A 22287-nucleotide genomic window follows, 5' to 3' on the forward strand; every position below is an offset into this window, starting at 1 on the left:
AACGACACGCGCGGGCGCGCGGCGCCCCCGACCTCCTAAGGCACACACAAAATGGCAGCAGACATGGACGTCAAGCAACGCTTTTTCCCGCATACGCAAGACGAACTCAAGGAGATTGCCTCCGACATCCTGCGTCACGCGAAGGAACTCGGCGCGACCGATGCCGCCACCGAAATCTCCGAAGGCGATGGCCTTTCGGTAAGCGTGCGGCGCGGCGAAGTGGAGACCATCGAGCACAACCGGGACAAGATGGTGGGCGTGACCGTCTTCATCGGCAAGAAGCGCGGCAATGCGAGCACCGCGGACTTCACGCGCGAAGCACTGCGCGATACGGTTGCGGCCGCCTACAACATCGCGCGTTTCACGGCGGAAGACAGCGCCGCCGGGCTCGCGGAAGAAGACTTGCTGGAGAAGTCGCCTCAGGACCTCGATCTTTATCATCCGTGGGTCATCGACGCCGAAGAGGCCGCCGAGCTCGCACGCCGCGCCGAAGCCGCCGCGTTCGCGGTGGATAAGCGCGTGACCAATTCCGAGGGTGCGAGCGTATCGGCGCAGCATTCGCAGTTCGTGCTCGCGACCTCGCGCGGCTTCCTCGCGGGCTATCCGTACTCGCGGCATTACATCGCGTGCGCGCCCATTGCCGCGAGCGGACGCGACATGCAGCGCGACGACTGGTACACATCGCGCCGCAATGCCACCGAACTCGCCGCGCCGGAAGCCGTCGGACGCTACGCCGCCGAACGCGCGCTCGCGCGTCTGAACGCGAAGAGCCTCGACACGCGCAAGTGCCGCGTGTTGTTCGAAGCGCCGCTGGCTGCTGGCATCCTCGGCTCGTTCGTGCAAGCGGTGAGTGGCGGGGCGTTGTATCGCAAGACGACGTTTCTCGTCGACAGCCTCGGCAAGCCGGTGTTCGCGCCGCACGTTCAGATCGTCGAAGATCCGCACGTGAAGGGCGGCATGGGCAGCGCGCCGTTCGACGAGGAAGGCGTGCGTACCGAGCGTCGTAATGTGGTGGATGACGGCGTCGTGCAGGGCTATTTCCTGTCCACGTATTCGGCGCGCAAGCTCGGCATGAAGACCACCGGCAACGCGGGCGGCTCGCATAATTTGACGATGACAAGCTCGAATACGAAGCCGGAAGACGACTTCGAGGCCATGCTGAAGAAGCTCGACACCGGCCTTTTGCTTACCGAACTGATGGGGCAGGGCGTGAACTACGTGACGGGCGACTATTCGCGCGGTGCGTCGGGCTTTTGGGTGGAGAACGGCAAGATTCAGCACGCGGTCGAGGAAATCACGGTCGCGAGCACGCTTCAGGAAATGTTCCGCCACATCGAGGCGATCGGCGCGGATACGGTCGTGCGCGGCACGAAGGAAATCGGCTCGGTGCTGATCGAACGGATGACCATCGCGGGGCAGTAAAACTCAGACGTGGTTCAAGAAAAAGGCCCCGGATGGCGCGAGCTATCCGGGGCCTTCGTTCATGCGTCCGCCCGGCGTCGATACGTGACGAACGCGAAGTCGAACGCGTTCGGCGGCGCGGCGCGGCGCGAATCGCGCGCGACTTCCTGCCAGTGCGCGGCGTCCGGCGCCGGAAAATGCGTGTTGCCTTCGAAATCGGCATCGATCTCGGTGACGATCAGCTTGTCCGCCTGCGCGATGGCGTCGCCGTACAACTGCGCGCCGCCGATCACGAAGGCCTCGCTTGCGTGGTCGGCGATGGCGAGCGAGAGGGCATCGGCCAAGCTCGTGACGGTATCGCAGCCGGTATAGCGACGCGTGGCGTCGCGCGACACGACGATATTCCGCCGCCCGGGCAGCGGTCGGCCAATCGATTCATGCGTCTTGCGTCCCATGATGATCGGCGCGCCCATCGTCGTGCGCTTGAAGAAAGCGAGATCCTCGGGGAGGCGCCAGGGCAGGTCGTTGTCGCGTCCGATCACGCCATTGCGCGCGCGGGCGACGATCAGGGTCAGCGTCGTCATGTAGTCGGAAAGTCGTGCAGGAGTGAGGCGCGCAGGAGGCGCGACCGTGCCGCGATTTTAACCGACGCCCGCCGCTGTCTTGCCTCGACTCAGCCTTTGGTCCGATCGAAGCCCGGCCGCTCGGGCGTGAACTCGTCCCATAGCGTGACGCTCACGCCGTAGTTCGAAGACTGCCCTTGGTGCGATTCGGCGTCGCTCGTGTTCGCTGCGTCCCGCGCATTTGTCCACGACAAGGCGCGTCGCTCCTCGACGTCCGACGAACGGGAAGTCGGCGCGCAATCCGGTAAAGAATGATCGAAAGCCATCGTGGCGACATATCCGAGTAAGTATTCCCGGAAGTGTTTCGGGAATAAAACAGTCAGGCGGCTGGTATATCGAGTTGAGATGCGACCAGGCTAAAAATCTGCTGACGAAACGAAATGCGGCTTGCATTTCTTACCTGTCCGCATGCGTCGAATATAGCCAGATACATGCCAACAGTCGCAATCCGTTACCGTGCAAAGATCATGATGAAAACGGCAGAAAATCATCGTGGCCGAATGGACGAAAACGTTTCACACGTGAAACGCGAAGGGAGAAAAACATGAATTTCCTGTGAATCAGGTATAAGATTTTGTCTTATTAAAACGTCTCATTTGCTTTTAATAATTCATTGAGAAATTCTTGCCAGCCCCGTCCTGTCAGGGTTTTGTGACCAGTCCAATGGGCCTTGACGATATTTGTTTGCGGGGTTTATGGGTTATAGTAGTCTCTCGAAAATGGCGCAGAATCGGTCAATAGGGATTCGTGGAAGGGTTCACGGCGCCAGATGCGTCGTTCCCGGAGGCAACGAATCGAAACGCGAGTCCGCTCGCCACACAGCGCGAGGACATTGATTTCTGCATGCAGCGAGAGCCTGAACTACGCGACCTTTTCAACGAATGTTGAAGAAAGGATCTGAATAATGGACGTCGCTCGGCGGCAACTTATCTATGTGACTCGCGATCCCAGCGAGATGCTATGCGCGCGCTTCGAAGAACGCGGCTGGCAGATCGAAATCGTGGCGAGCGCGCGCGACACGAAGAAAGCCCTGCGTAGCGATATGGCAATCGGTGGTCTGCTGGACTTGTCGAGTCACTTCGAGTCTCACGAATTGGCGGCGTTCGAGTCGTCGTTGACCATGACGAACGTCGGCTGGGTCGCCGCCACCGTTTCCGGACAACTGGAAGACGCCGCCGTGCGCCGGCTGATTCGCGACTATTGTTTCGACTACGTCACGATGCCGACTTCGAACGATCGCATCGTCGATTCCGTGGGACACGCCTACGGCATGGTCGCGCTGCATGACGCGGCAACGAACGATTCGCGCAGCGAAGGCCGCGCCGAAGGCGAAATGGTCGGATCGTGCGACGCCATGCTGGCGCTGTTTCGCTCCATTCGCAAAGTCGCCATGACGGACGCGCCCGTGTTCATCTCGGGCGAATCGGGCACAGGCAAGGAACTGACGGCGGTTGCCATTCACGAGCGCTCCGCGCGTCGCGATCAACCGTTTGTGGCCATCAACTGCGGCGCGATTCCGGCGCATCTCCTGCAATCGGAGCTGTTCGGCTACGAGCGCGGTGCGTTCACGGGCGCAAATCAGCGCAAGATCGGGCGCGTTGAAGCGGCCAACGGCGGCACGCTGTTCCTCGATGAAATCGGCGATCTGCCGCTCGAAAGCCAGGCCAGCCTGTTGCGCTTCCTGCAGGAGCGCAAGGTGGAGCGTCTGGGCGGTCACGGTTCGACGCCCGTCGATGTCCGCATCATCTCGGCGACTCACGTCGATATGCAAACCGCGATGATCGAAGGGCGTTTTCGCGCCGACTTGTATCACCGCCTGTGCGTGTTGCAGATCGACGAGCCGCCGCTGCGCGCGCGCGGTAAAGATATCGAATTGCTCGCGAAGCACATGCTCGATCGCTTCAAGAAGGACGCAAGCCGGCGTCTGCGCGGCTTTTCGCCGTGCGCCATCGCCGCGATCCACAACTACGGCTGGCCGGGCAACGTGCGCGAACTCATCAACCGCGTGCGGCGTGCCATCGTCATGTCGGAAGGGCGGCAGATCACCGCGCGCGATCTCGAATTGGGCGAATACGTCGAAGTGGCGCCGGTGTCGCTTGCGCAAGCGCGCGAGGCGGCGGAGCGTCAGGCCATCGAACTCGCATTGCTGCGTCATCGCGGGCGTCTTGGCGATGCCGCGCACGAACTCGGCATCTCGCGCGTGACGCTGTATCGGTTGCTGAGTGCGCATGGCATGCGCCATATCGAGGTGGATGCGCCGCCGGAGCACGCCACGCGCGGCTAAGGCTCAGGCTTGGCAGGACATTCGAACGGGCGCTTCAAGCGCCCGTTTCTTTTGCGTCACGAAGAGCGTCCGCGCGCTGCGCTTGGTAAAATTGCTTCTTTGCGCCGGCATTCGCTCAGGCGCGTCGCGCCTCCAAGGATCATCGAATGAAACAGTATCTCGAGCTCGTCCAGACGATTCTCGATACCGGCACGTGGCAGGAAAACCGCACGGGCATCCGCACCATCGGCATTCCGGGCGCGATGTTGCGCTTCGACTTGCAACAAGGCTTCCCTGCCGTTACGACGAAGAAGCTCGCGTTCAAGTCGGCGATCGGCGAAATGGTCGGCTTTCTGCGTGCCTCGAAGAGCGCCGCTGACTTCCGCGCGCTCGGTTGCAAGGTCTGGGACGCGAACGCCAATGAAAATCCGCAGTGGCTCGAGAATCCGTATCGCCAGGGCGAGGACGATCTCGGCGACGTGTATGGCGTGCAATGGCGTAAATGGCCCGCCTACAAGCTCGTGGATGCCTGCGCGGGCGACCAGATCGCCGACGCCACCAATCGCGGCTATCAATTGGTGACGAGCTTCGTCGAAAACGGCCGCGAGCAGGTGCTGCTGTATAAGGCGATCGACCAGTTGAGGCAATGTCTCGATACGATTATCGAGCGTCCCACCGACCGGCGCATTCTTTTTCATGCGTGGAATCCGGCCAAGCTCGACGAGATTGCTTTGCCCGCGTGTCATCTGCTGTATCAATTCATCCCGAACGTAACGACGCGCGAGATTTCGCTGTGTCTTTATATCCGCAGTAACGATGTCGGGCTCGGCACGCCGTTCAATCTGACCGAAGGCGCGGCGCTGCTGCATCTCGTCGGACGGCTGACCGGTTTCAAGCCGCGCTGGTTCACGTATTTCATCGGTGACGCGCATATTTACGAGAATCAACTCGATATGCTGAACGAGCAATTGAAGCGCGAGCCTTTTCCGAGTCCCCAGCTCATCATTTCGGATCGCGTGCCGGATTACGCTGTCACGAAACGCTATGAACCGGAATGGCTGGAACAAATCGAGCCGAAAGACTTTGCGCTCGAAGGTTATAAACACCATGAAGCTTTGAAGGCGCCGATGGCGGTTTGATTATCGCTTTCTCATGCAGGACGCAAAGACGCACGGCTCAAAACCGTGCGTTTTTGTTTGGCTCAGCGCATCGACAGAAATTGCTGGAAGTGTTGCTGTCCTGAGGGCGTTACGCGCAGCACACGGCGTTTCGATGTCGGTTCGATCCAGCCATGCGCTTCGCAAGTGTCGAGAAACGCCGCGCCAAGCGCGCCGCCTAAGTGCGGCCGCCGCTCGCTCCAGTCGATGCACGTACACGCAAAACGTCTGCGGCCCGCCCGCTGTGCCGTCAGGTCGATACCCAGCTGCGCGAAGGCCTGCGCGCCGTCTTTCGTGGCTTCGAGTTCGGTGGCGCCGTCTGCGGCGAGCCAGTCGCGAGCGATCATCGTATCGAAGACACGCACCGCCAGTTCGCCCGCCAGATGGTCGTAGCACGTGCGCGCGTAGCGCATGTCGAGTGGCACCGCGCTCGGCGGCCGCTGCGGCTCGCGCTCCGGCGCGCTCGCGCGCGCGAGATTGGCGAGCGCTTCGATCGCGGCGGCGATATCAGCGGTTGCGATCCGGTAATAGCGATGCCGCCCGCTCACTTCCAGCGCCAGCAACCCGCCTTCGGTCAGACGCGCGAGATGTCCGCTCGCCGCGGAAGGCGAGAGTCCCGCGATCATCGTGAGTTCGCCGGCGGGGCGCGCGGTGCCGTCCATCAGCGACCAGAGCATGGCCGCGCGGCCCGGATCGGCGAGCAACGCCCCAATGCGCGAAAGGCCGGGAAAGTGGCGGGAACGAGAGTCTTCGGGGCTTGAGTTCATGGCGCTTCTCCGGAACCGTTTCAGATACTCTAGCGCGCAATCGCACGCGATGTTTCACTGCACGGTGAAACGTCGATGCATCCGCAGCCGGCGCTAGAATGGCCCTTCGTATCGGTATTCGCGGCAGCAAGGAGTTCGCATGATCAGATTTATCACAGTCACCGTCGTCGCCGGGTTGATCGCGCTTGTCGCCGGATGCGCGGGCGGGCCGTCTTCGGCGGGCGCGGGCGGCGGCAGCATCACGATGTACGGCACCATCGATGAAGGCGTGACCGTGCACAATTAGCCGAGCTTTTTGCCGACCCTATAATTGGGCGTATGCGCCTTGAAGAGCGCGTGCAACTTCGATAAAACGGAACGCCCATGAATACGCCCATTTCCACTTTCGCTCCCGCCGAACCCGGCGCCCTTCGCGCGGGCCGCGCCGAAACCACGTTTCGTTTTCTCGCCGAACCGACTTCGGTGAACTTCGGCGGCAAAGTGCACGGCGGCGCGTTGATGAAGTGGATCGACGAAACCGCGTACGCATGCGCGGCGATGTGGTCCGGGCGGTATGCCGTAACGGTGAGCGTCGGCAATATCCGCTTTCGCAGGCCGATTCTCGTCGGCAATCTCGTGGAGCTACGCGCGCGCGTGGTGGCGACCGGGCGCACCAGCATGCATATCCACATCTCCGTGCACGCGGGCGATCCGAAAGTCGGCGAGCTCGAACAGACCACCGATTGCCTGATGGTTTTCGTCGCCGTCGATGAAAAAGGTCAACCGACGCCCGTGCCCGCGTTCGTGCCGGAATCGGACGAAGAGAAGCGTCTCGCGCGCTACGCGATGGACGTGAAAGATGCGCTCGACGCTATCGTCGAACTGAAGCCGGAAGAGGTCGCGGCGGGGAAGGTTTGAAGCGCATTGACCGGTGAAGCCCGCGCATGCGCACGCGGGCTTCGTGATCGATCGACAAGCTACTTGTTGCCGACCATGTCCTGCGGCTTGACCCATTCATCGAACTGCTGCTCGGTCACGTGTCCGAGCGCCAACGCCGATTCCTTCAGCGTCGTGCCTTCCTTGTGCGCCTTCTTTGCGATCTGCGCGGCTTTGTCGTAGCCGATATGCGGATTGAGCGCCGTCACGAGCATCAGCGATTCGTTCAGGAGACTCTCGATACGCTTCTCGTTCGGCTCGATACCGACCGCGCAGTTGTCGTTGAAACTGAGCGCGCCATCCGCGAGCAGACGCACGGACTGCAGCACGTTATGCGCGATCATCGGCCGGAACACGTTCAGTTCGAAGTTGCCGCTCGCGCCGCCGAAGTTCACCGCCACGTCGTTGCCGAAAACCTGACAACAGAGCATGGTCACGGCTTCGGACTGCGTGGGATTGACCTTGCCCGGCATGATCGAACTGCCCGGCTCGTTTTCCGGAATCGAAAGTTCGCCCAGGCCGCAGCGCGGACCGCTCGCGAGCCAGCGGATGTCGTTGGCAATCTTCATGAGCCCGGCGGCGACTGTCTTCAACGCACCGTGCGCGGCGACGAGCGCGTCGGCGGCGGCCATCACTTCGAATTTGTTGGGCGCGGTTTCGAACGGCAGGCCGGTCAGCTTGCCGATGGCCGCCGCGACTTTCACCGCGAACTGCGGATGCGCATTGAGCCCCGTGCCGACGGCCGTGCCGCCTTGCGCGAGCTGATACAGATGCGGCAGGGTTGCCTCGACGTGACGAATGCCCTGATCGAGTTGCGCGACATAGCCTGAGAATTCCTGGCCGAGCGTGAGCGGCGTTGCGTCCTGCAAGTGCGTGCGGCCAATTTTCACGATATCCGCGAAGGCCTTCGATTTTTTGTCGAGCGTGTCCCGCAGCGTCTTGAGCGCCGGCACGAGATGCTTGACGATGGCAAATGCGGCGGCGACATGCATGGCCGTCGGAAATACGTCGTTGGACGACTGTCCGCGATTCACGTCGTCGTTCGGATGCACGAGGCGCTCTTCGCCGCGCTCACCGCCGAGCAGCTCGCTTGCGCGATTCGCGATCACCTCGTTGAGATTCATGTTGGTCTGCGTGCCGGAGCCCGTCTGCCACACGGCGAGCGGAAACTCGTCCGGATGCTTGCCGTCGATGATCTCCTGCGCGGCTTCCTTGATCGCCTTGGCTTTCTTGGCGTCGAGCACCTTCAGCTCTTCGTTCACGTCGGCGGCTGCGTGCTTGACGATAGCGAGCGCCGTGATCAGCTCGGGCGACTGCTTTTCAGTCGATATCTTGAAGTTCTGCAAGGAGCGCTGCGTTTGCGCGCCCCAAAGCTTGTCGTTCGGCACGGCAATCTCGCCGAACGTGTCCTTCTCCATGCGTACATCGCCCTTTGCGTTCTGTGTCATTGCTTGAAGCTCCTTACGAGAGTCAGATTCGGTGCCGATGCGAGCCGCCCGCTTCACAACTGCTTGTCGACTGGCAGCAGCATGAAGAGGCCCGTCATCACGTTTCGATACAAGCCCGCTTCGGGATCGAAGTTATAGGTGACCATGCCGTCCTTGCCCTTCGTCGTCCAGACGAGGCCGGATTGCGGCGAACCGGTGCGCTGCAGACTCGCAATGACCGCCGCGCTCGCCAGTTCCACGCGATAGCTCACCTCGGGCGTGATGCCTCGATCGAACAGCTTCGCGGTCTGATCGGCGATAGGCTGGCTATGAATCACGAGCGCGAGTTCGGTGTTGAGCAGCGCCGAGCGCGGATCGAGATTCATCGAGCCGATCACGAGGATACTCCGATCGATGACATACGCCTTTGCATGCAGACTCGCGCGCGATTGCGAGCCGAAGAGCCCGGCGCGCGGACGGCCTTCGCCCTGGATCTGAATCGGCTTGAATTCGTACAGTTCCACGCCGTTTTGCAGCAGAGGAATGCGATACGGCGCGTAGCCCGCCTGGACCGCGACGGCATCGGTGGCGGCGAGGGAGTTGGTCAGCACGGCGACGCGCACGTGGCGCCGCGTGACATCGGCGAGCGCCTTCACGCCTGCATCGTGCGGCACGAAGTAGGGCGACAGAATCAGGAATTCGCTTTGCGCGCTCTTCAGCAGATCGGCGAGACGCGCCATCGGCGGACTCTTGTAGTCCTCGCTCGGGTTCTCGATCTTCGACGGCGAATCGGCCCAGAACTCGGTCTCTGCCCACACGAGTTCCAGATCTTCCTGCGCGATCTGCTGCGCGAGCGGCGTCGCGTTCAGCGGCTTGGCATTGAGCGGTTCGGCTTGCGCGCGCCAGTGTGCGCGCAGATCGTCGCGCGTCTTGTCTAGCTCGGACGCGTCGAATTTCTGCTTGTTCAACACGCGCAGCGGATACGACAGCGCGCTGTTCCAGTAGTCGTCGAAACTCGCGGAGACTTTTTGCGCGATGGGTCCGGCGGTGAAGACATCGAGATCGCGGAACTGCAGCGTCGGACTCGCGCTGAAGTATTCGTCGCCGAGATTGCGGCCGCCGACGATGGCGATCTGGTTATCCGCGATCATCGCCTTGTTATGCATGCGGCGCGTGAAGCCATCGACATTGGAGAAGAAGTTCTGCGTGCGTTCGGTGAAGCTCTCGCGCGCGCTGCCGTATGGGTTGAACACGCGAATCTCGATGTTCTGATGCGTGTTCAGCGCCGCCATGATGCGGTCGATGTCCTTGAAGTTCAGGTCGTCGACGAGCATGCGCACGCGCACGCCGTGGTCCGCCACGTAGAGCGCGGCGGCGAGCAGCAGCTTGCCGGTGTTGTCTTCCTCGGCGATGTAGTACTGCATGTCGAGCGTTTTCGTCGCCGCGCGCGCGAGCGCAATGCGCGCCTGCAGCGCTTCAGTGCCGCTTGGCAGGAGACGCACGGCGGACTGGTCCGGGTGCTTGCGTTCGAGCGGCGCGAGCGCGTCGCCGAGCGGCGTGCTTTCGCTGGCCGGCAATGCCTGGCTCACCGGGCGATCGAACGCCGTGGCGGGCGGGCGCGTCGCGCAAGCGGCGCAAAGTGCCGTCAGCGCGAGCGTTGCGAAGAGGCGCGCGGTGCGACTCGAAATCTTCCTCGTGCTGCTCGTTCTTGCACTTGCACTTGCACTTGCACTTGCACCGATGGCAGCTTCATCCATTCCCCGGTTTCGCGACACTGTCATTCCTCTTTTTCGTGGTCTCGATACGGCCCGGCATTCATGACGATGCCGATGCTCGGTTTCGCGACGTAGCAATTACCGTTCTCGCCGGTGCTGGTCTCGAAAATATTCTATGGGAAATTGGACGATTCGCCCGAAAAGGCAGTACGCGACCCGCGTATCGGCGCCGGAGCGCGGACGAAAAAAAGCCCGCTCGGGTGGAGCGGGCTTGAACCCCTGTCACTGGAGTCTCAAGGAGGAGACGGGTTCATCCTAACAATGCCTGCTGGTCTGGCCAACCAAGGATTCGTGCTTTGTATGTGGGAAAGCGGTTGTGATGCTTATTTGCTCGAACTACGCGCTCACGTCGGGCCGTGAACCGGCGCGGTCGCGCCATCCGCAACCTTCACGCTTCCCGTCTCGACCATCCGCCGGCTGATTCGATGAAAACGCAGCGTCATCAGCATGGCGACGCTCGCGAGCCCCGCCGCGAGGCCCCACCACAAGCCCTTCGCGCCCAGTTCGAAGTGGAACGCGAGCACATAACCCGTCGGAAAACCGACGCCCCAGTAACCGAACGCGGCGGCGAGCATCGGCACGCGAGTGTCCTTGAGGCCGCGCAGGCAGCCGGAACCGACCGTCTGCATGCCATCGACGATCTGGAACACGGCGGCGACACCTAGCAGCGAGGCCGCGAGCGCAACCGTCTGCGCGTTTTTCGGATCGCCGAGATGCAGATACAGCCCGACGATCGCGCGCGGCACGGTAATCAGCACGAGTCCCGACAGCACCATGAAGCCGACGCCGAGGGCGAGCGCGACGAAGCCCGCATGGCGCGCCGCGAGCGGCGCGCCCGCGCCGACCCAATAGCTCACGCGCACATTCGCCGCCTGTCCGATGGCAAGCGGCACCATGAAGGCCACCGACGCCACGTTGATCGCGATTTGGTGCGCGGCGAGCGGTGCTTCGCCAAGCAAGCCGACCATGAGGCCGGTGGCGAGAAACAGCGTGGATTCGACGCCATACGTGATGGCGACCGGCCAGCCGATGCCGAAGAGTTCGCCCATGAGCGGCATGCGCGGCCGCGCCGCGACGACGAAATGTCGATAGCGCGGCCGCAGATGCAACAGCGCGACGAGCGCGAGCGCAATGCCCCAAATGGTGATCGTGGTCGCCGCAGCCGAGCCGAGAAACCCTTCGCGCGGCAGGCCCCAGGCGCCGTGAATCAACCCGTAGTTGAGGAAACCGTTGACGAACACACCGCCGATCGACACCCACAAAAGCCTGCGCGCCGCGCCGATAGCAGGCAGAAACGCGCGCATCAATCCAATGCCGATGAGGCTGCCCGGCGTGCCCCAGCGCAGCACGGCGCAATACTCACCGACATTCCGGGCGAGCGTAGCCGGTTCATGGAACGCGAGCAGAATCGGCTCGGCGTAGCTCAGGAGCACGAACGCGGGCACCGCAAGCAGCACCGACAACACGAGCCCCGTCCAGTAGATGCCCGGCACTTGATGTTCGGCGTTCGCGCCACGCGCATGCGCCACCGATACGCTGACGGACGTAAGCACGCCCTGCAGCAGCGTCACGATCACGAAGAACACGTTCGCGCCCAGGCCGCCGGCGGCGAGCGCATCGGGGCCTAACGAGCCGAGCAGGATGGTGTCGGTGACGCCCATCGCCATTTGCGAGAGTTGCGCGATGGCGAGCGGCGCCGCGAGCCGCGCCGTATCGACGGCATGGCGCGAAAAACTCGGCGGATGCGCCGCCGCGCGCGTGAAATGGGATTGCATGTCTTGAGCGGCCATTCGTGGCGACGGTTTATTCCGGCGCGCGGACTTGGATCTTCTGACCATCGAGCGCGACGACCTGACCCGCGCGAATCTTGCAGGTCTTGCGCATCTCGACTTTGCCGTCGACGCGGACATCGCCCATGGCAACGCGCGCTTTCGCGGAGCCGCCGCTGTCGGCGAGCCCCATCAGCTTGAGCAAGTTATGAAGTTCGACGTAGTCGCCCGTAAGGGTGAATTGAAGCGGTGGCATGACGGGCGCGGAGATTACTCGGGTTGATTCGAGGTGGATTCGAGATGGATTCGGGGCGAAGGCGTCAATGATAAACCAGTGGCCGCCCTCAATAGCTGGGCACGCGCCGTGCTGGTGCATGACGGACTTCGGCGTGCGCTGTCATCGTATTGAAAGCAGGCGCGATGGCAATTGTAGCCAGATGAAACGGTCGGTAACAACGACTCGGTTCGTCGAACTTGGACGCGCATCGCTGAGTCCGATAGTTTGATCGATACAGCTTCGGTCATCTTTCCAATCGACAAAAGTCGTGCGTCATCGCAGTTCATGGCCGCCGACGCTTAAACCAAGAGAGGACCTCGCTCATGATTAAGACTCGAAATCTGATGATCGGCACCGCATTCGCCGCCCTGACCGCCGCTTCGGGCGCTTTCGCCCAAACTACGGACGCCGTGCCGGCACAACCGGCGACACCTGCGCCGCAAAATCTCGTCGCGCCCGCGCCGACCGATCCGCTGGTCCAGCGCCGCAACGCGAACGCCGAGGCGAACGCGGAGTACAAGGCATCGAAGAAGGCTTCGCAGGCCGACCTGAAGGCCGCGAACAAGCAGGCGAAGGCGCAGTACAAGGAGCAGGTGCGTAACGCGAAGATCAATCGCAAGGCGGATAAGGACGCCGCCAAGGATGAGTTGAACGCGACGGAATCCAACACGCCGAAGGACACGGGCTTGCAGCATTGATTTCGATGCGTTGGACGCGCGCCGCAGTGCCGTGGCGCGCGCTTCATGAGGCTTGAGAAAGGGAGGACACACCATGACTCGATCGAAGAATGCAGTGTTGGCCGCCGTGATTGCCGGGACGCTTGCGAGTGTCTCAGTGGTTTCGTTCGCGCAGACGACGAGCGATCAGCAGCCGAGCAGCGCGGACAAGAAGGCATTGAAGAAGCAGGCCGAGGCCAACAAGGACGCGGCCGTCGCTCAGGCCAAGGCCGACAAGAAGAAAACCGAAGCGCAGTCGGAAGCGAACGAAGCGGCTGCGGATGCGAAGCTCAAGAACGCGAAGAAGGCGGATTAGCAGGACGGTTGTTCGGGTAGTGCGAATGGTCCATTCGGGTGCAACCCGCTGGGCCGTTTTTTTTGCCCAACCAACCGGTGAGCGCAAACCCTTGCGTCTCCAGTCTGTATGGATATACAGTACACGTCACACTTTTTTGCGCCACTTCCCGTGCTGACGCTCCCTGAAGAAACCGCCACCGCCGACGCAGCCGAAGCCCAGGTCGCCGCCTATCTCGCCAAGCTCAACGAGGCGCAGCGCCACGCCGTCGAATTCGGCGTCGATGAACCCAACCGCTGCGGCGGGCCGCTTCTCGTCATCGCGGGCGCGGGGTCTGGCAAGACCAACACGCTGGCGCACCGCGTCGCGCATCTGCTGGTGAAAGGCGCCGACCCGCATCGCATCCTTTTGCTTACTTTCTCGCGCCGCGCCGCCGTCGAGATGACGCGTCGCGTCACGCGCATCGCCATGAACGCGCTGGGCACCAAGGCCGCCATCGCGCAAGGTCTCACGTGGTCGGGCACGTTCCATAGCGTTGGCGCGCGTTTGCTGCGCGATTACGCCGATCTCGTCGGGCTCGCGCCGTCGTTCACCATCAACGACCGCGAAGACTCCGCCGATCTCATGAACCTCGTGCGCCACGAACTCGGGTTATCGTCGAAAGAGAAGCGCTTTCCCGCCAAGTCCACGTGCTTCAGCATTTATTCGCGGGTGGTCAACACGGGCGCCTCGCTTGCCGCCGTGCTGGATCAGTCGTATCCGTGGTGCCGCGAGTGGGAGGCGGACTTGAAGCGTCTCTTCGCCGCCTACGTCGCGGCCAAACAGACGCAAAGCGTGCTCGATTACGACGACCTCTTGCTTTACTGGTCGCATCTCGCGGCCGAGCCGACGATCGCCGCCGATCTGTCGAGCCGCTTCGATCACGTGCTCGTCGACGAATATCAGGACACCAACCGCCTTCAGGCCACCATTCTTCTGGCGATGAAACCGGACGGCCGCGGCCTTACCGTCGTCGGCGACGATGCGCAGTCCATCTACTCGTTTCGCGGCGCGACGGTGCGCAATATCCTCGATTTTCCGCGGCACTTCGACCCGCCCGCCGCGACCGTCACGCTCGATCGCAACTATCGTTCGACGCAGCCCATTCTCGAAGCGTCCAACGCGGTGATCGGCATGGCCACCGAGCGCTATACGAAGAACCTCTGGACCGACAAGGCATCCGCGCAAAAACCGCGCGTGGTGAGTGTCGCCGATGAAGCCGATCAGGCGCGCTATATCGTCGAGCAAGTGCTGGAGGCGCGCGAGGGCGGCATGAAGCTCAAGTCGCAGGCCGTGCTGTTTCGCGCGGCGCATCACAGCGCGACGCTCGAAATCGAACTCACGCGCAAGAACATTCCGTTCGTGAAGTTCGGCGGGCTCAAGTTTCTCGACTCCGTGCACGTCAAGGACGTGCTCGCCGTATTGCGCTGGGCGGAAAATCCGCGCGATCGTGTCGCCGGCTTTCGCGTGGCGCAATTGCTGCCGGGCGTCGGGCCGGCCATCGCCGGGCGGCTGCTGGACAGCGTGGCGCAAGCCGAACGTTCATCGAATGCGATTGCCGCCTTCCATGCGCCCGCCCGCGCCAGCGAAGACTGGCCGCGTTTCGTCGGCCTGATGGCGAAACTCTGCGGCCGCGAGAGCGGCTGGCCGGCGGAGTTCGAAATGATCCGCCGATGGTACGAGCCGCATCTCGAACGCAATCACGAAGACGCGGCCATTCGTATTGGCGACGTATTGCAGATGGAGAGCATCGCGTCGACCTATCCCACGCGCGAGCGGTTTCTCACCGAACTCACGCTCGATCCGCCCGATGCGACCAGCGACGAGTCCGGCGTGCCTCTCATCGACGAAGATTATTTGATTCTCTCGACAATCCATTCGGCGAAGGGGCAGGAATGGCGCAATGTTTTCGTGCTGAACGGCGTGGACGGCTGCATTCCATCCGATCTGGGCACGGGTAGCGACGAGGAAATCGACGAAGAGCGGCGGCTGCTTTATGTAGCGATGACGCGCGCGAAGGAAGATCTGCATATCGTCACGCCGCAGCGCTTTTACGTGCACAACCAGACGCATCTGGGCGACCGGCACGTGTGGGCGCAACGCACGCGCTTCATTCCGCAGCATCTGATGCAGAACTTCGAAGCCACCGCGTGGCCGCCGGTTCCGGTCGCCGCCGCGCCGACGGCGGCGGGACTCGCGGCCGCGGCTAAGGCGAAGATCGATATCGCGGCGCGCTTGAAGGGGATGTGGGATTAGCGGTAAGCGGCGCCCGGTCCACGCCTAACGCTGCGCCCGCGAAGTCTTCGGCACGCGCGGCGCCGGCGCAAAGATGCTCCGTAGCCATGCGGCAAACCGCGTGAACCCATCATAAGGTTCATCGACAAACAACTCCGGCCGCAGCGAGCGAATGTATTCGAGTACCTGCTGCGCTTCCTGCTTCTGAATCGACCCATAAAAAATGCCGAGCCGCAGCAGACAGCGCAATTCACCGAGCTTCTCGCGCGCATTCGAGCCAACGCTGTTTTCCACCGCGATCTTCGTCTCATAGGTGCGCTGACGCAGCGAATCGGCGAGGCGCCATGCGGGCGTCTGCATCTTCTCCTCGACTTCGCGGATATCCATCGCGGCTGACTTGATCTGCGAGGCGAGCACATCGACTTGCGAAGCATCGCCCTTCGCCTCGGTGACGATGGCCGTCGCCCATTCGCGCGATGCCTTCACGAGATCCTCGGCGTTCCAGTCCGAGCGGATCGCGAACGCGAAACCGTGTTCGGCCGCCTGTCGGATCAAAATCTCGACGACATCCGGAAATTCCTTGTCGAGCGCGCGCTTGGCCCACGCGTACTGGCCTTGCGACAGCATGCGCTGCACCGCCTGCTCGGTCAGCGGCGTCGGATTGTCGAGCAGCTTGGCGCGCAGAAAGTCCTCGAACGTCGGCGTGACGAACTGCGGGTCGAGCTTGAGCGACAGGCGCATGAACGCCTCATAGTCGCGATGCAATGAAGCGATGGTCTCGTCGCGAAACGATAGGGTTATTTGACGCATGTTGGTTCCCGGTTCCGCGCTCGGATGGCCCGATGGCGGGAAATGCCTTTGGCGTCCGCTTCGACGGCGGAGTCCATTCGTTTCTGATAACGGCGTTACAGCCGGGAACTTGAGGGTGTTCTGAAAGCCGTTGCGCGAAGAAGCCTTTAACGCAAGACGACGAACTGCCAAACGAAGAAAACCGCGAGCGACACCCCGATGGTAAGTAAGGGCCGCCTGGTCCACGCGCACACGGCCACCGCAACCACGGCGGCCACGAGTTGCGGGTTGCGCCACGTGATTTCCGCGCCGTTGCCATGCGGCGAGACGGTCATCGGCACGATGATCGCGGTCAGCACCGTCACCGGCACGAAGCCGAGCGCCGTGCGCACGATGGGCGGAAACGGCAACCGCTCGCCCAGCACGAAGACGGCCGCGCGGATCAGATACGTGACGAGCGCCATGCCGAGAATCAGCAGCACATAGTTCGATGTGGTCATCGTGCGCGCTCCTTGCGGTTATCGCCGTTCGATTCACGCTCGCGTCGTTCCATCAGCGTGATCGCCATGCCGACTCCGATTCCCACCAGCACCGCCGCAAGCAGGCCGAGCTTGTACGGCCAGTCCTGCCACGCGAACGACAGCACGCCCGATGCCATCGCCGCCGCGACAAAGCGCACGGCCACCAGTTGCGGCACGATGATGGCGATGAACGTCGCGACCATCGCGAAGTCCAGCCCGAGCGACTTGAGCCCTGGGAATGCGGCGCCGAAGAGCAAGCCGACGAGCGTCCACAGTTGCCAGTTCAGATACATCGAGAGGCCGGAGCCGAAGAAGTAGTGCGGGCCGATTTCGCCCGGCGCGCGCTTCTGGTAATGCGCGTAAGCGACGGCGAACACTTCGTCGGTGAGCAGACCCGACAGCGTCCAGCGCCAGCGCGCGGGCAGATGCGCGACATAAGGCGCGAGCGTCGCCGAATAAAGGACGTGCCGCAAGTTGATGACGAAGGTCGTCGCCCAGATCACGATGAAGCTCGCGTGTCCCGCGATCATGCCGATGGCGATGAACTGCGCCGAGCCCGCGAACACCGCGAGCGACATCAGCTGGCCGTGCCAGAGCGTGAGCGGGCTCGCCGTGACGAGCGTGCCGAAGATGACGCCGAAGGGCGCGGCGCCGACCATCATTGGAATGGTGTCGCGCGCGCCGGCGGCGAATTCCCGCAGCGCGGGGCTGGATACTGCTTTCAAATCGTGCCTCCGTTATAAGCCAATATGAGCGCTTGGGCATTCATATCGGTCGCCGGGAGGATAAGGCATGCAGTAAGCATCGGGCTTGTACGATCGTGCGGCGCTCGTGGCTCGCGTGATGGTTTCAACCAGCCTGCCGGCAAGTCGTACAGTTTACAACTTCATTGTGGGCGCGGCGGGGCGCGCGCATCGCTTCACTTCCTTCACTTCACGGGAATGGTCGTGCCTTCGGGAACCGGCACCGCCGTCACGCTGTTCTTCGGGCTGCCGGTCGCAATGCGGTCGCTGTAGGTCAAGTAGACGAGCGTATTGCGTTTGGCGTCGACCACGCGCACCACGTGCAGCGTCTTGAAGATGAACGACATGCGGTCGGAGAAGACATCGGTCTTCTGCTTGAGCGGCTGAGTGAATTTGATCGGCCCGACCTGACGGCAGGCGATAGACGATTCCGTCGGATCTTCCGCGATGCCGAGCGTGCCTTTCACGCCGCCCGTGCGCGCCCGCGACACGTAGCAGGTGACGCCCGCGACGAGCGGATCGTCATAGGCTTCGACGGTCACGCGGTCGGAACCGGTGAAACGGAAATTGGTGTTGACGCTCGCGATTTCCTCGGCCTGCGCTGTGGCCGCGCCGAACGAGGTAACGAGCGCCGCAGCGGTAGCGGTGAGGAGAGTGCGGTTCATCGTGATCCTTCGGAAAAAGAGAAAGGGCGTCGTATTGTATCGACGCCCTTGCTGTTTTCCCGCAAGCATTCGGCCAATCGGCGATTCAATGGAAGATCAAATACAGGATCACCAGAACCACGACCGGCACACCGAGCAGCCATCCGAGTAGGTAAGGCATGTCGTCCTCCTTCGCGTGTTGTTTTTGACGATTCCAGTATCGCGAGGAAGCGCGCGCGGCGTTAGCCGCGTGTGTCCTAAATACGTGTAGGCGCAGTCCTATGCTCTCTTACCGGCACGTTACGATTGGTCATTCCATCACGCGAATCCTGCGCGCTGGCTGATCCCGATACAGCGTGCGCACGTAATCGAGATGCGCTCCGGCGCATTCGCGGGCGCGGGCGGGGTCGCGGGCGGCGATGGCATCGAACATGGCGCGATGCTGGGCGAGCAGGTTCGCTTCGACTCCATCGTCGTAATCGACCAGACGGTGCGATGTCAGCATGGACTCGCGCACCAATTCGTTGAGACCGTGCATGACGTGCGCCAGCGCGACGTTGTGCGTGGCGTCGGCGATAGCCAGATGAAACGCGGCGTCTTTTTCGGCAATGCGCGTGCTCTTGTCGGCCACCGCGGCTTCGAGCGCCTGGAATGCATCGGCGATGCGCGTCAGATCCGCCTCGGAGGCGCGCTCGGCGGCGTAGGCAGCGGACAGCGTTTCAAGGCCATGACGCAATTCGAGGACATCGGCGCTGGCGTTGGGTTGCTGTTCGAGGAGTGCGGCGAGTGGATGCGACACGAGCGGCGCCGTCACATCCGACACGACGAAGCCGCCGCGCGCCACCGCGCGGATGAAGCCGTCCGACTCCAGCCGAATAAGCGCCTCGCGCAGCGACGGCCGCGAAACGTTGAGTTGTTCCGCCAGATCGCGCTCGGCGGGGAGGCGCTGGCCAGGCAGGAGCGTGCCGTTCGAGATCAACTCGCGTATCTGCCCCGACACCACGTCCGACAAGCGCACGCGGGCGTAGGAATGCGAGTGGACGGGCTGAAAAGGCATCGTTCGAGCAGTGGAGGTAAATCGGGACTTTCGGAGTTTGACACGAAAGGGCCATCTCTTTAAAGTCTTGGTCAGACCAAGCTTACCAAAATCCGGCCCCCAATCCTCAAGTCGCCGTTTCGGATCCCATGAAAGTCGCCCTGTTTGTGCCCTGTTTCATCGACGCCTTCTATCCGCAGATCGGCGTCGCCACGCTGGAACTGCTCGAACGCCTCGGACTCGATGTCGATTACCCGCAGGATCAAACCTGCTGCGGCCAGCCGATGGCCAATAGCGGCGCTCACAAGGAAGCCGCAGGCGCCGAGCGCGTGTTTACGCGCAACTTCGCGGATTACGACTACGTCGTCGGACCGTCGGCGAGTTGCGTGCATCACGTGCGCGAGCACTTCACGGCCATCGAACAGACGAGCGCGGTATCGAAGGTCAGAAAAAACACCTACGAGCTCGTCGAATTCCTGCACGACGTCTTGCAGGTGCGCGAGTTTCCGTGGGCCGAATTCCCGCATCGCGTCGGGCTGCACAACAGTTGCAGCGCGGTGCGGCACTTGCGCGAAACCTCGAATTCGGAAGTGGCGGCGGCGCCGTTTTCCAAGCCGCGCGCGCTGCTCGAAGGCGTGAAGGGCATCGAATTCGTCACGCCCGCGCGACCCGACGAATGCTGCGGCTTCGGCGGCACGTTCTCCGTGACCGAGGAAGCCGTGTCCGTGCGCATGGGTCAGGACAAAGTACGCGATCACGTCGGCGCGGGCGCGCAGTACATCGTGTCGGGCGACATGTCGTGTCTCATGCATCAGCAGGGATGCGCCGAGCGTCTCAAACTCGATGCGCGTTTCATCCATATCGCGCAGGTTCTCAACGGAGCGCGCGCATGAGCAAGACCTCGGGCAAGTCGGTGAGAATCGATCACGCGAAGGCGGCGGGCGCGTTTCTGCAGAAGTCGGATCACGTCGCGTTCCACGACAAGCGGCTGTGGGACTTGCGCAGCAAGCGCGACGCGCAGGCGCACGGTATTCCCGAATGGGAGGAGATGCGCAATCTCGCGTCGGGCATCAAGGAACATACGCTGTCCAATCTCTCCGAATACCTCGCGCAGTTCGCGGATCAGGCGGAGAAGAACGGCGTCGTGGTGCACTTCGCGGCCAACGCGGAAGAGCACAACGCGCTCGTCCACAAGCTGATGAGCGAACGCGGCATGACCACGCTCGTCAAGAGCAAATCCATGCTCACCGACGAATGCTACATGCGCGACTATCTCGAACCGCGCGGCATCACGGTGATGGAAACCGATCTTGGCGAACGCATTCAGCAGTTGGATCACCAGGACCCGAGCCATATGGTCGTACCAGCCGTGCACAAGCTGCGCGCGGATGTGGCGGAGCTTTTTGGACGCACGATCGGCACCGATCCTGACAACAGCGACATCCACTATCTCGCCGAAAGCCAGCGCATGGACACGCGGCCGTACTTCGTGCGCGAGAAGACGGCCGGCATGACGGGCTGCAATTTCGCGGTGGCGGAAACGGGCACGGTCGTCGTCTGCACGAACGAAGGCAACGCGGATCTCTCGGCGAACGTGCCGCCGCTGCATATCGCGTCCATCGGCATCGAGAAGATCATTCCGCGTATTGCCGATCTCGGCGTGTTCGTGCGCATGCTTTCGCGCAGCGCGCTCGGCTCGCCGATCACGCAGTACACGTCGCACTTTCGCGCGCCTCGGCCGGGCACGGAGATGCATTACATCCTCGTCGATAACGGCCGTTCCGAACGCCTCGCGCTCGACGACTTCTGGTTCTCGCTCAAGTGCATTCGCTGCGGCGCGTGCATGAATACGTGTCCGGTGTATCGGCGAAGCGGCGGGCTATCGTACGGCGGCACGTATTCGGGGCCGATCGGCGCGATCATCAATCCGACGCACGATCTCAAGCGCTACAGCAGCCTGCCGTTTGCCTCGACGATGAACGGCAGTTGCACCAACGTCTGCCCGGTAAAGGTGAATATTCATGAACAGATTTACAAGTGGCGCGAGGTAATCGCCGAACGCCACGAAGTGCCGTTCGTGAAACAGGAAGTGCTGAAGATGGCGGGACGGCTGCTCGCGAGTCCGACGCTTTATCGCGCGACGGTGGCATCGCTTGGCGGCGCGCTCAAGCGGCTGCCGAACTTCGTGCTGTACAACCCGCTCAACATCTGGGGCCGGCAGCGTGACTTGCCCGAAGCGCCCGCCGAGACCTTCCACGAGTGGTACAAGAAAAACCGGAAGATCGCCAAATGACGACTCGCGAAGCTTTTCTGTCGAAGATCCGCGCGGCGCAGCCCGCTTCACGCCCGCTTCCCGATGTGCCCGTTTTCGCGACGCCCGAGGGCGATCTGCGCACGCGCTTCGAAACCGCGCTCATCGCCATGGGTGGAACATGCGTGGAAGCGCAGAGCCTCGACGAAGTCGGCGCGATGATCGCGCAACGTTTCGGCGATGGCGCAGCAGTGGCGTCGGCGGTGGCGGGAATCGAAGGCACGCGGCCGATTACGGTCGATACCGTTCCGTCGTCGCTTCAGGATGTCGATGTGGGCGTCGTGAGAGGGCGCTTCGGCGTGGCGGAGACTGGCTCCGTGTGGTTCAGCGAAAAGGAGTACGTCGTCAATTCAATCGGCTATATCGTGCAGCATCTCGTCGTGCTGCTCGATCCTTCGCAACTCCTCGAAGGCTTGCAGCAGGTTTATCGACGACCCGATTTTCAGTCGGCCCGTTATGCGGTGCTGGTAACGGGGCCTTCGGCCACGGCGGATATCGAGGGCGTGCTGATTCGCGGCGCACAGGGCGTGCGATCGCTGACGGTTGTCTGGCTTGCTGCTTAGATGCTTTAGAAGAGCGTTACT

23 protein-coding genes are annotated in these 22287 nt (G+C 62.3%); 11 read left to right on the forward strand and 12 right to left on the reverse strand.

The genetic code is table 11. The annotated features are described in order from the left end of the window. Window positions 1-51: 51 nt before the first annotated feature. Window positions 52-1422, forward strand: a complete 1371-nt coding sequence (pmbA, locus tag P9292_RS30470; RefSeq protein ID WP_250465288.1) for a metalloprotease PmbA — start codon at window positions 52-54, stop codon at window positions 1420-1422. 59 nt (window positions 1423-1481) lie between these two features. Here the strand turns inward: pmbA and P9292_RS30475 are convergent, their stop codons facing one another. Both P9292_RS30475 and P9292_RS30480 read right to left on the reverse strand, forming a co-directional pair. Next, the gene (locus P9292_RS30475) at window positions 1482-1985 is read right to left on the reverse strand and encodes a dihydrofolate reductase (protein ID WP_309962715.1); all 504 of its coding nucleotides are present in this window, start codon (window positions 1983-1985) and stop codon (window positions 1482-1484) included. Between the two features lie 89 nt (window positions 1986-2074). Beyond that, window positions 2075-2218 carry a hypothetical protein gene (locus P9292_RS30480; RefSeq protein ID WP_250509324.1) on the reverse strand — a complete coding sequence of 48 codons (144 nt, stop codon included), beginning with the start codon at window positions 2216-2218 and terminating at the stop codon, window positions 2075-2077. Between the two features lie 710 nt (window positions 2219-2928). On the opposite strand from P9292_RS30480, the gene P9292_RS30485 reads away from it, so the two are divergent. Together P9292_RS30485 and P9292_RS30490 are read left to right on the forward strand one after the other, a co-directional pair. Beyond that, window positions 2929-4308, forward strand: coding sequence for a sigma-54 dependent transcriptional regulator (locus P9292_RS30485; protein WP_309962718.1), 1380 nt, complete (start codon window positions 2929-2931; stop codon window positions 4306-4308). A gap of 146 nt (window positions 4309-4454) precedes the next feature. Then, window positions 4455-5426, forward strand: a complete 972-nt coding sequence (locus tag P9292_RS30490; RefSeq protein ID WP_244825868.1) for a thymidylate synthase — start codon at window positions 4455-4457, stop codon at window positions 5424-5426. 62 nt (window positions 5427-5488) lie between these two features. On the opposite strand, the gene P9292_RS30495 is transcribed toward P9292_RS30490, so the two are convergent. Then, window positions 5489-6211 carry a helix-turn-helix transcriptional regulator gene (locus P9292_RS30495; protein ID WP_309962720.1) on the reverse strand — a complete coding sequence of 241 codons (723 nt, stop codon included), beginning with the start codon at window positions 6209-6211 and terminating at the stop codon, window positions 5489-5491. A 139-nt stretch (window positions 6212-6350) separates the two neighbouring features. On the opposite strand from P9292_RS30495, the gene P9292_RS30500 reads away from it, so the two are divergent. Both P9292_RS30500 and P9292_RS30505 read left to right on the forward strand, forming a co-directional pair. Then, a complete protein-coding gene (locus tag P9292_RS30500; RefSeq protein ID WP_244825866.1) occupies window positions 6351-6497 on the forward strand; it encodes a hypothetical protein in 147 nt (48 codons plus the stop codon). Between the two features lie 77 nt (window positions 6498-6574). Further along, window positions 6575-7108: an acyl-CoA thioesterase gene (locus P9292_RS30505; RefSeq protein ID WP_250465286.1), complete on the forward strand. Its 534-nt coding sequence runs from the start codon at window positions 6575-6577 to the stop codon at window positions 7106-7108. 59 nt (window positions 7109-7167) lie between these two features. Here the strand turns inward: P9292_RS30505 and fumC are convergent, their stop codons facing one another. The 4 genes from fumC to P9292_RS30525 form a co-directional block, all read right to left on the reverse strand. After that, a complete protein-coding gene (fumC, locus tag P9292_RS30510; protein ID WP_250492618.1) occupies window positions 7168-8574 on the reverse strand; it encodes a class II fumarate hydratase in 1407 nt (468 codons plus the stop codon). Window positions 8575-8627: 53 nt separating this feature from the next. Continuing rightward, window positions 8628-10310, reverse strand: coding sequence for a phospholipase D family protein (locus P9292_RS30515; protein WP_309843975.1), 1683 nt, complete (start codon window positions 10308-10310; stop codon window positions 8628-8630). Window positions 10311-10672: 362 nt separating this feature from the next. Next, window positions 10673-12103, reverse strand: coding sequence for an MATE family efflux transporter (locus P9292_RS30520; protein WP_309843972.1), 1431 nt, complete (start codon window positions 12101-12103; stop codon window positions 10673-10675). A 28-nt stretch (window positions 12104-12131) separates the two neighbouring features. Beyond that, window positions 12132-12353 (reverse strand): RNA-binding S4 domain-containing protein, encoded by a 222-nt coding sequence (locus P9292_RS30525; RefSeq protein WP_244825859.1) that lies wholly within the window; start codon window positions 12351-12353, stop codon window positions 12132-12134. A gap of 344 nt (window positions 12354-12697) precedes the next feature. Here P9292_RS30525 and P9292_RS30530 point away from each other — a divergent pair, with 344 nt between their 5' ends. The 3 genes from P9292_RS30530 (at window position 12698) to P9292_RS30540 (ending at window position 15680) form a co-directional block, all read left to right on the forward strand. Further along, window positions 12698-13072, forward strand: a complete 375-nt coding sequence (locus P9292_RS30530) for a hypothetical protein (protein ID WP_244825857.1) — start codon at window positions 12698-12700, stop codon at window positions 13070-13072. Between the two features lie 73 nt (window positions 13073-13145). After that, complete coding sequence (locus P9292_RS30535) at window positions 13146-13406, forward strand: hypothetical protein (protein WP_309962723.1); 261 nt, start codon at window positions 13146-13148, stop codon at window positions 13404-13406. Between the two features lie 108 nt (window positions 13407-13514). Beyond that, the gene (locus P9292_RS30540) at window positions 13515-15680 is read left to right on the forward strand and encodes an ATP-dependent helicase (protein ID WP_284503805.1); all 2166 of its coding nucleotides are present in this window, start codon (window positions 13515-13517) and stop codon (window positions 15678-15680) included. Window positions 15681-15704: 24 nt separating this feature from the next. On the opposite strand, the gene P9292_RS30545 is transcribed toward P9292_RS30540, so the two are convergent. The 5 genes from P9292_RS30545 to P9292_RS30565 all read right to left on the reverse strand — a co-directional run bounded on the left by P9292_RS30545 (window position 15705) and on the right by P9292_RS30565 (window position 19413). Next, on the reverse strand, window positions 15705-16469 hold the full coding sequence (locus P9292_RS30545) for a DUF4088 family protein (protein WP_244825852.1): 765 nt from the start codon (window positions 16467-16469) through the stop codon (window positions 15705-15707). 146 nt (window positions 16470-16615) lie between these two features. After that, complete coding sequence (locus P9292_RS30550; protein WP_250465282.1) at window positions 16616-16948, reverse strand: AzlD domain-containing protein; 333 nt, start codon at window positions 16946-16948, stop codon at window positions 16616-16618. After that, window positions 16945-17631, reverse strand: a complete 687-nt coding sequence (locus P9292_RS30555) for an AzlC family ABC transporter permease (protein ID WP_250509347.1) — start codon at window positions 17629-17631, stop codon at window positions 16945-16947. The genes P9292_RS30550 and P9292_RS30555 overlap by 4 nt, the downstream gene beginning before the upstream one ends. A 266-nt stretch (window positions 17632-17897) precedes the next feature. Then, window positions 17898-18377: a CreA family protein gene (locus P9292_RS30560; RefSeq protein WP_250465281.1), complete on the reverse strand. Its 480-nt coding sequence runs from the start codon at window positions 18375-18377 to the stop codon at window positions 17898-17900. Window positions 18378-18666: 289 nt separating this feature from the next. Continuing rightward, complete coding sequence (locus P9292_RS30565) at window positions 18667-19413, reverse strand: FCD domain-containing protein (RefSeq protein ID WP_309962726.1); 747 nt, start codon at window positions 19411-19413, stop codon at window positions 18667-18669. A 128-nt stretch (window positions 19414-19541) separates the two neighbouring features. On the opposite strand from P9292_RS30565, the gene P9292_RS30570 reads away from it, so the two are divergent. The 3 genes from P9292_RS30570 to P9292_RS30580 are packed head-to-tail and all read left to right on the forward strand — an operon-like array spanning window position 19542 to window position 22266. Further along, window positions 19542-20285, forward strand: coding sequence for a (Fe-S)-binding protein (locus P9292_RS30570; protein WP_309843961.1), 744 nt, complete (start codon window positions 19542-19544; stop codon window positions 20283-20285). Continuing rightward, window positions 20282-21685 (forward strand): lactate utilization protein B, encoded by a 1404-nt coding sequence (locus P9292_RS30575; protein WP_309962728.1) that lies wholly within the window; start codon window positions 20282-20284, stop codon window positions 21683-21685. Before P9292_RS30570 ends, P9292_RS30575 begins: the two co-directional genes overlap by 4 nt. Continuing rightward, window positions 21682-22266 (forward strand): LUD domain-containing protein, encoded by a 585-nt coding sequence (locus P9292_RS30580; RefSeq protein WP_309962730.1) that lies wholly within the window; start codon window positions 21682-21684, stop codon window positions 22264-22266. The genes P9292_RS30575 and P9292_RS30580 overlap by 4 nt, the downstream gene beginning before the upstream one ends. Window positions 22267-22287 lie beyond the last annotated feature (21 nt).

The sequence above is a fragment of the Caballeronia sp. LZ001 genome (genome assembly GCF_031450875.1).
GTDB lineage: Bacteria > Pseudomonadota > Gammaproteobacteria > Burkholderiales > Burkholderiaceae > Caballeronia.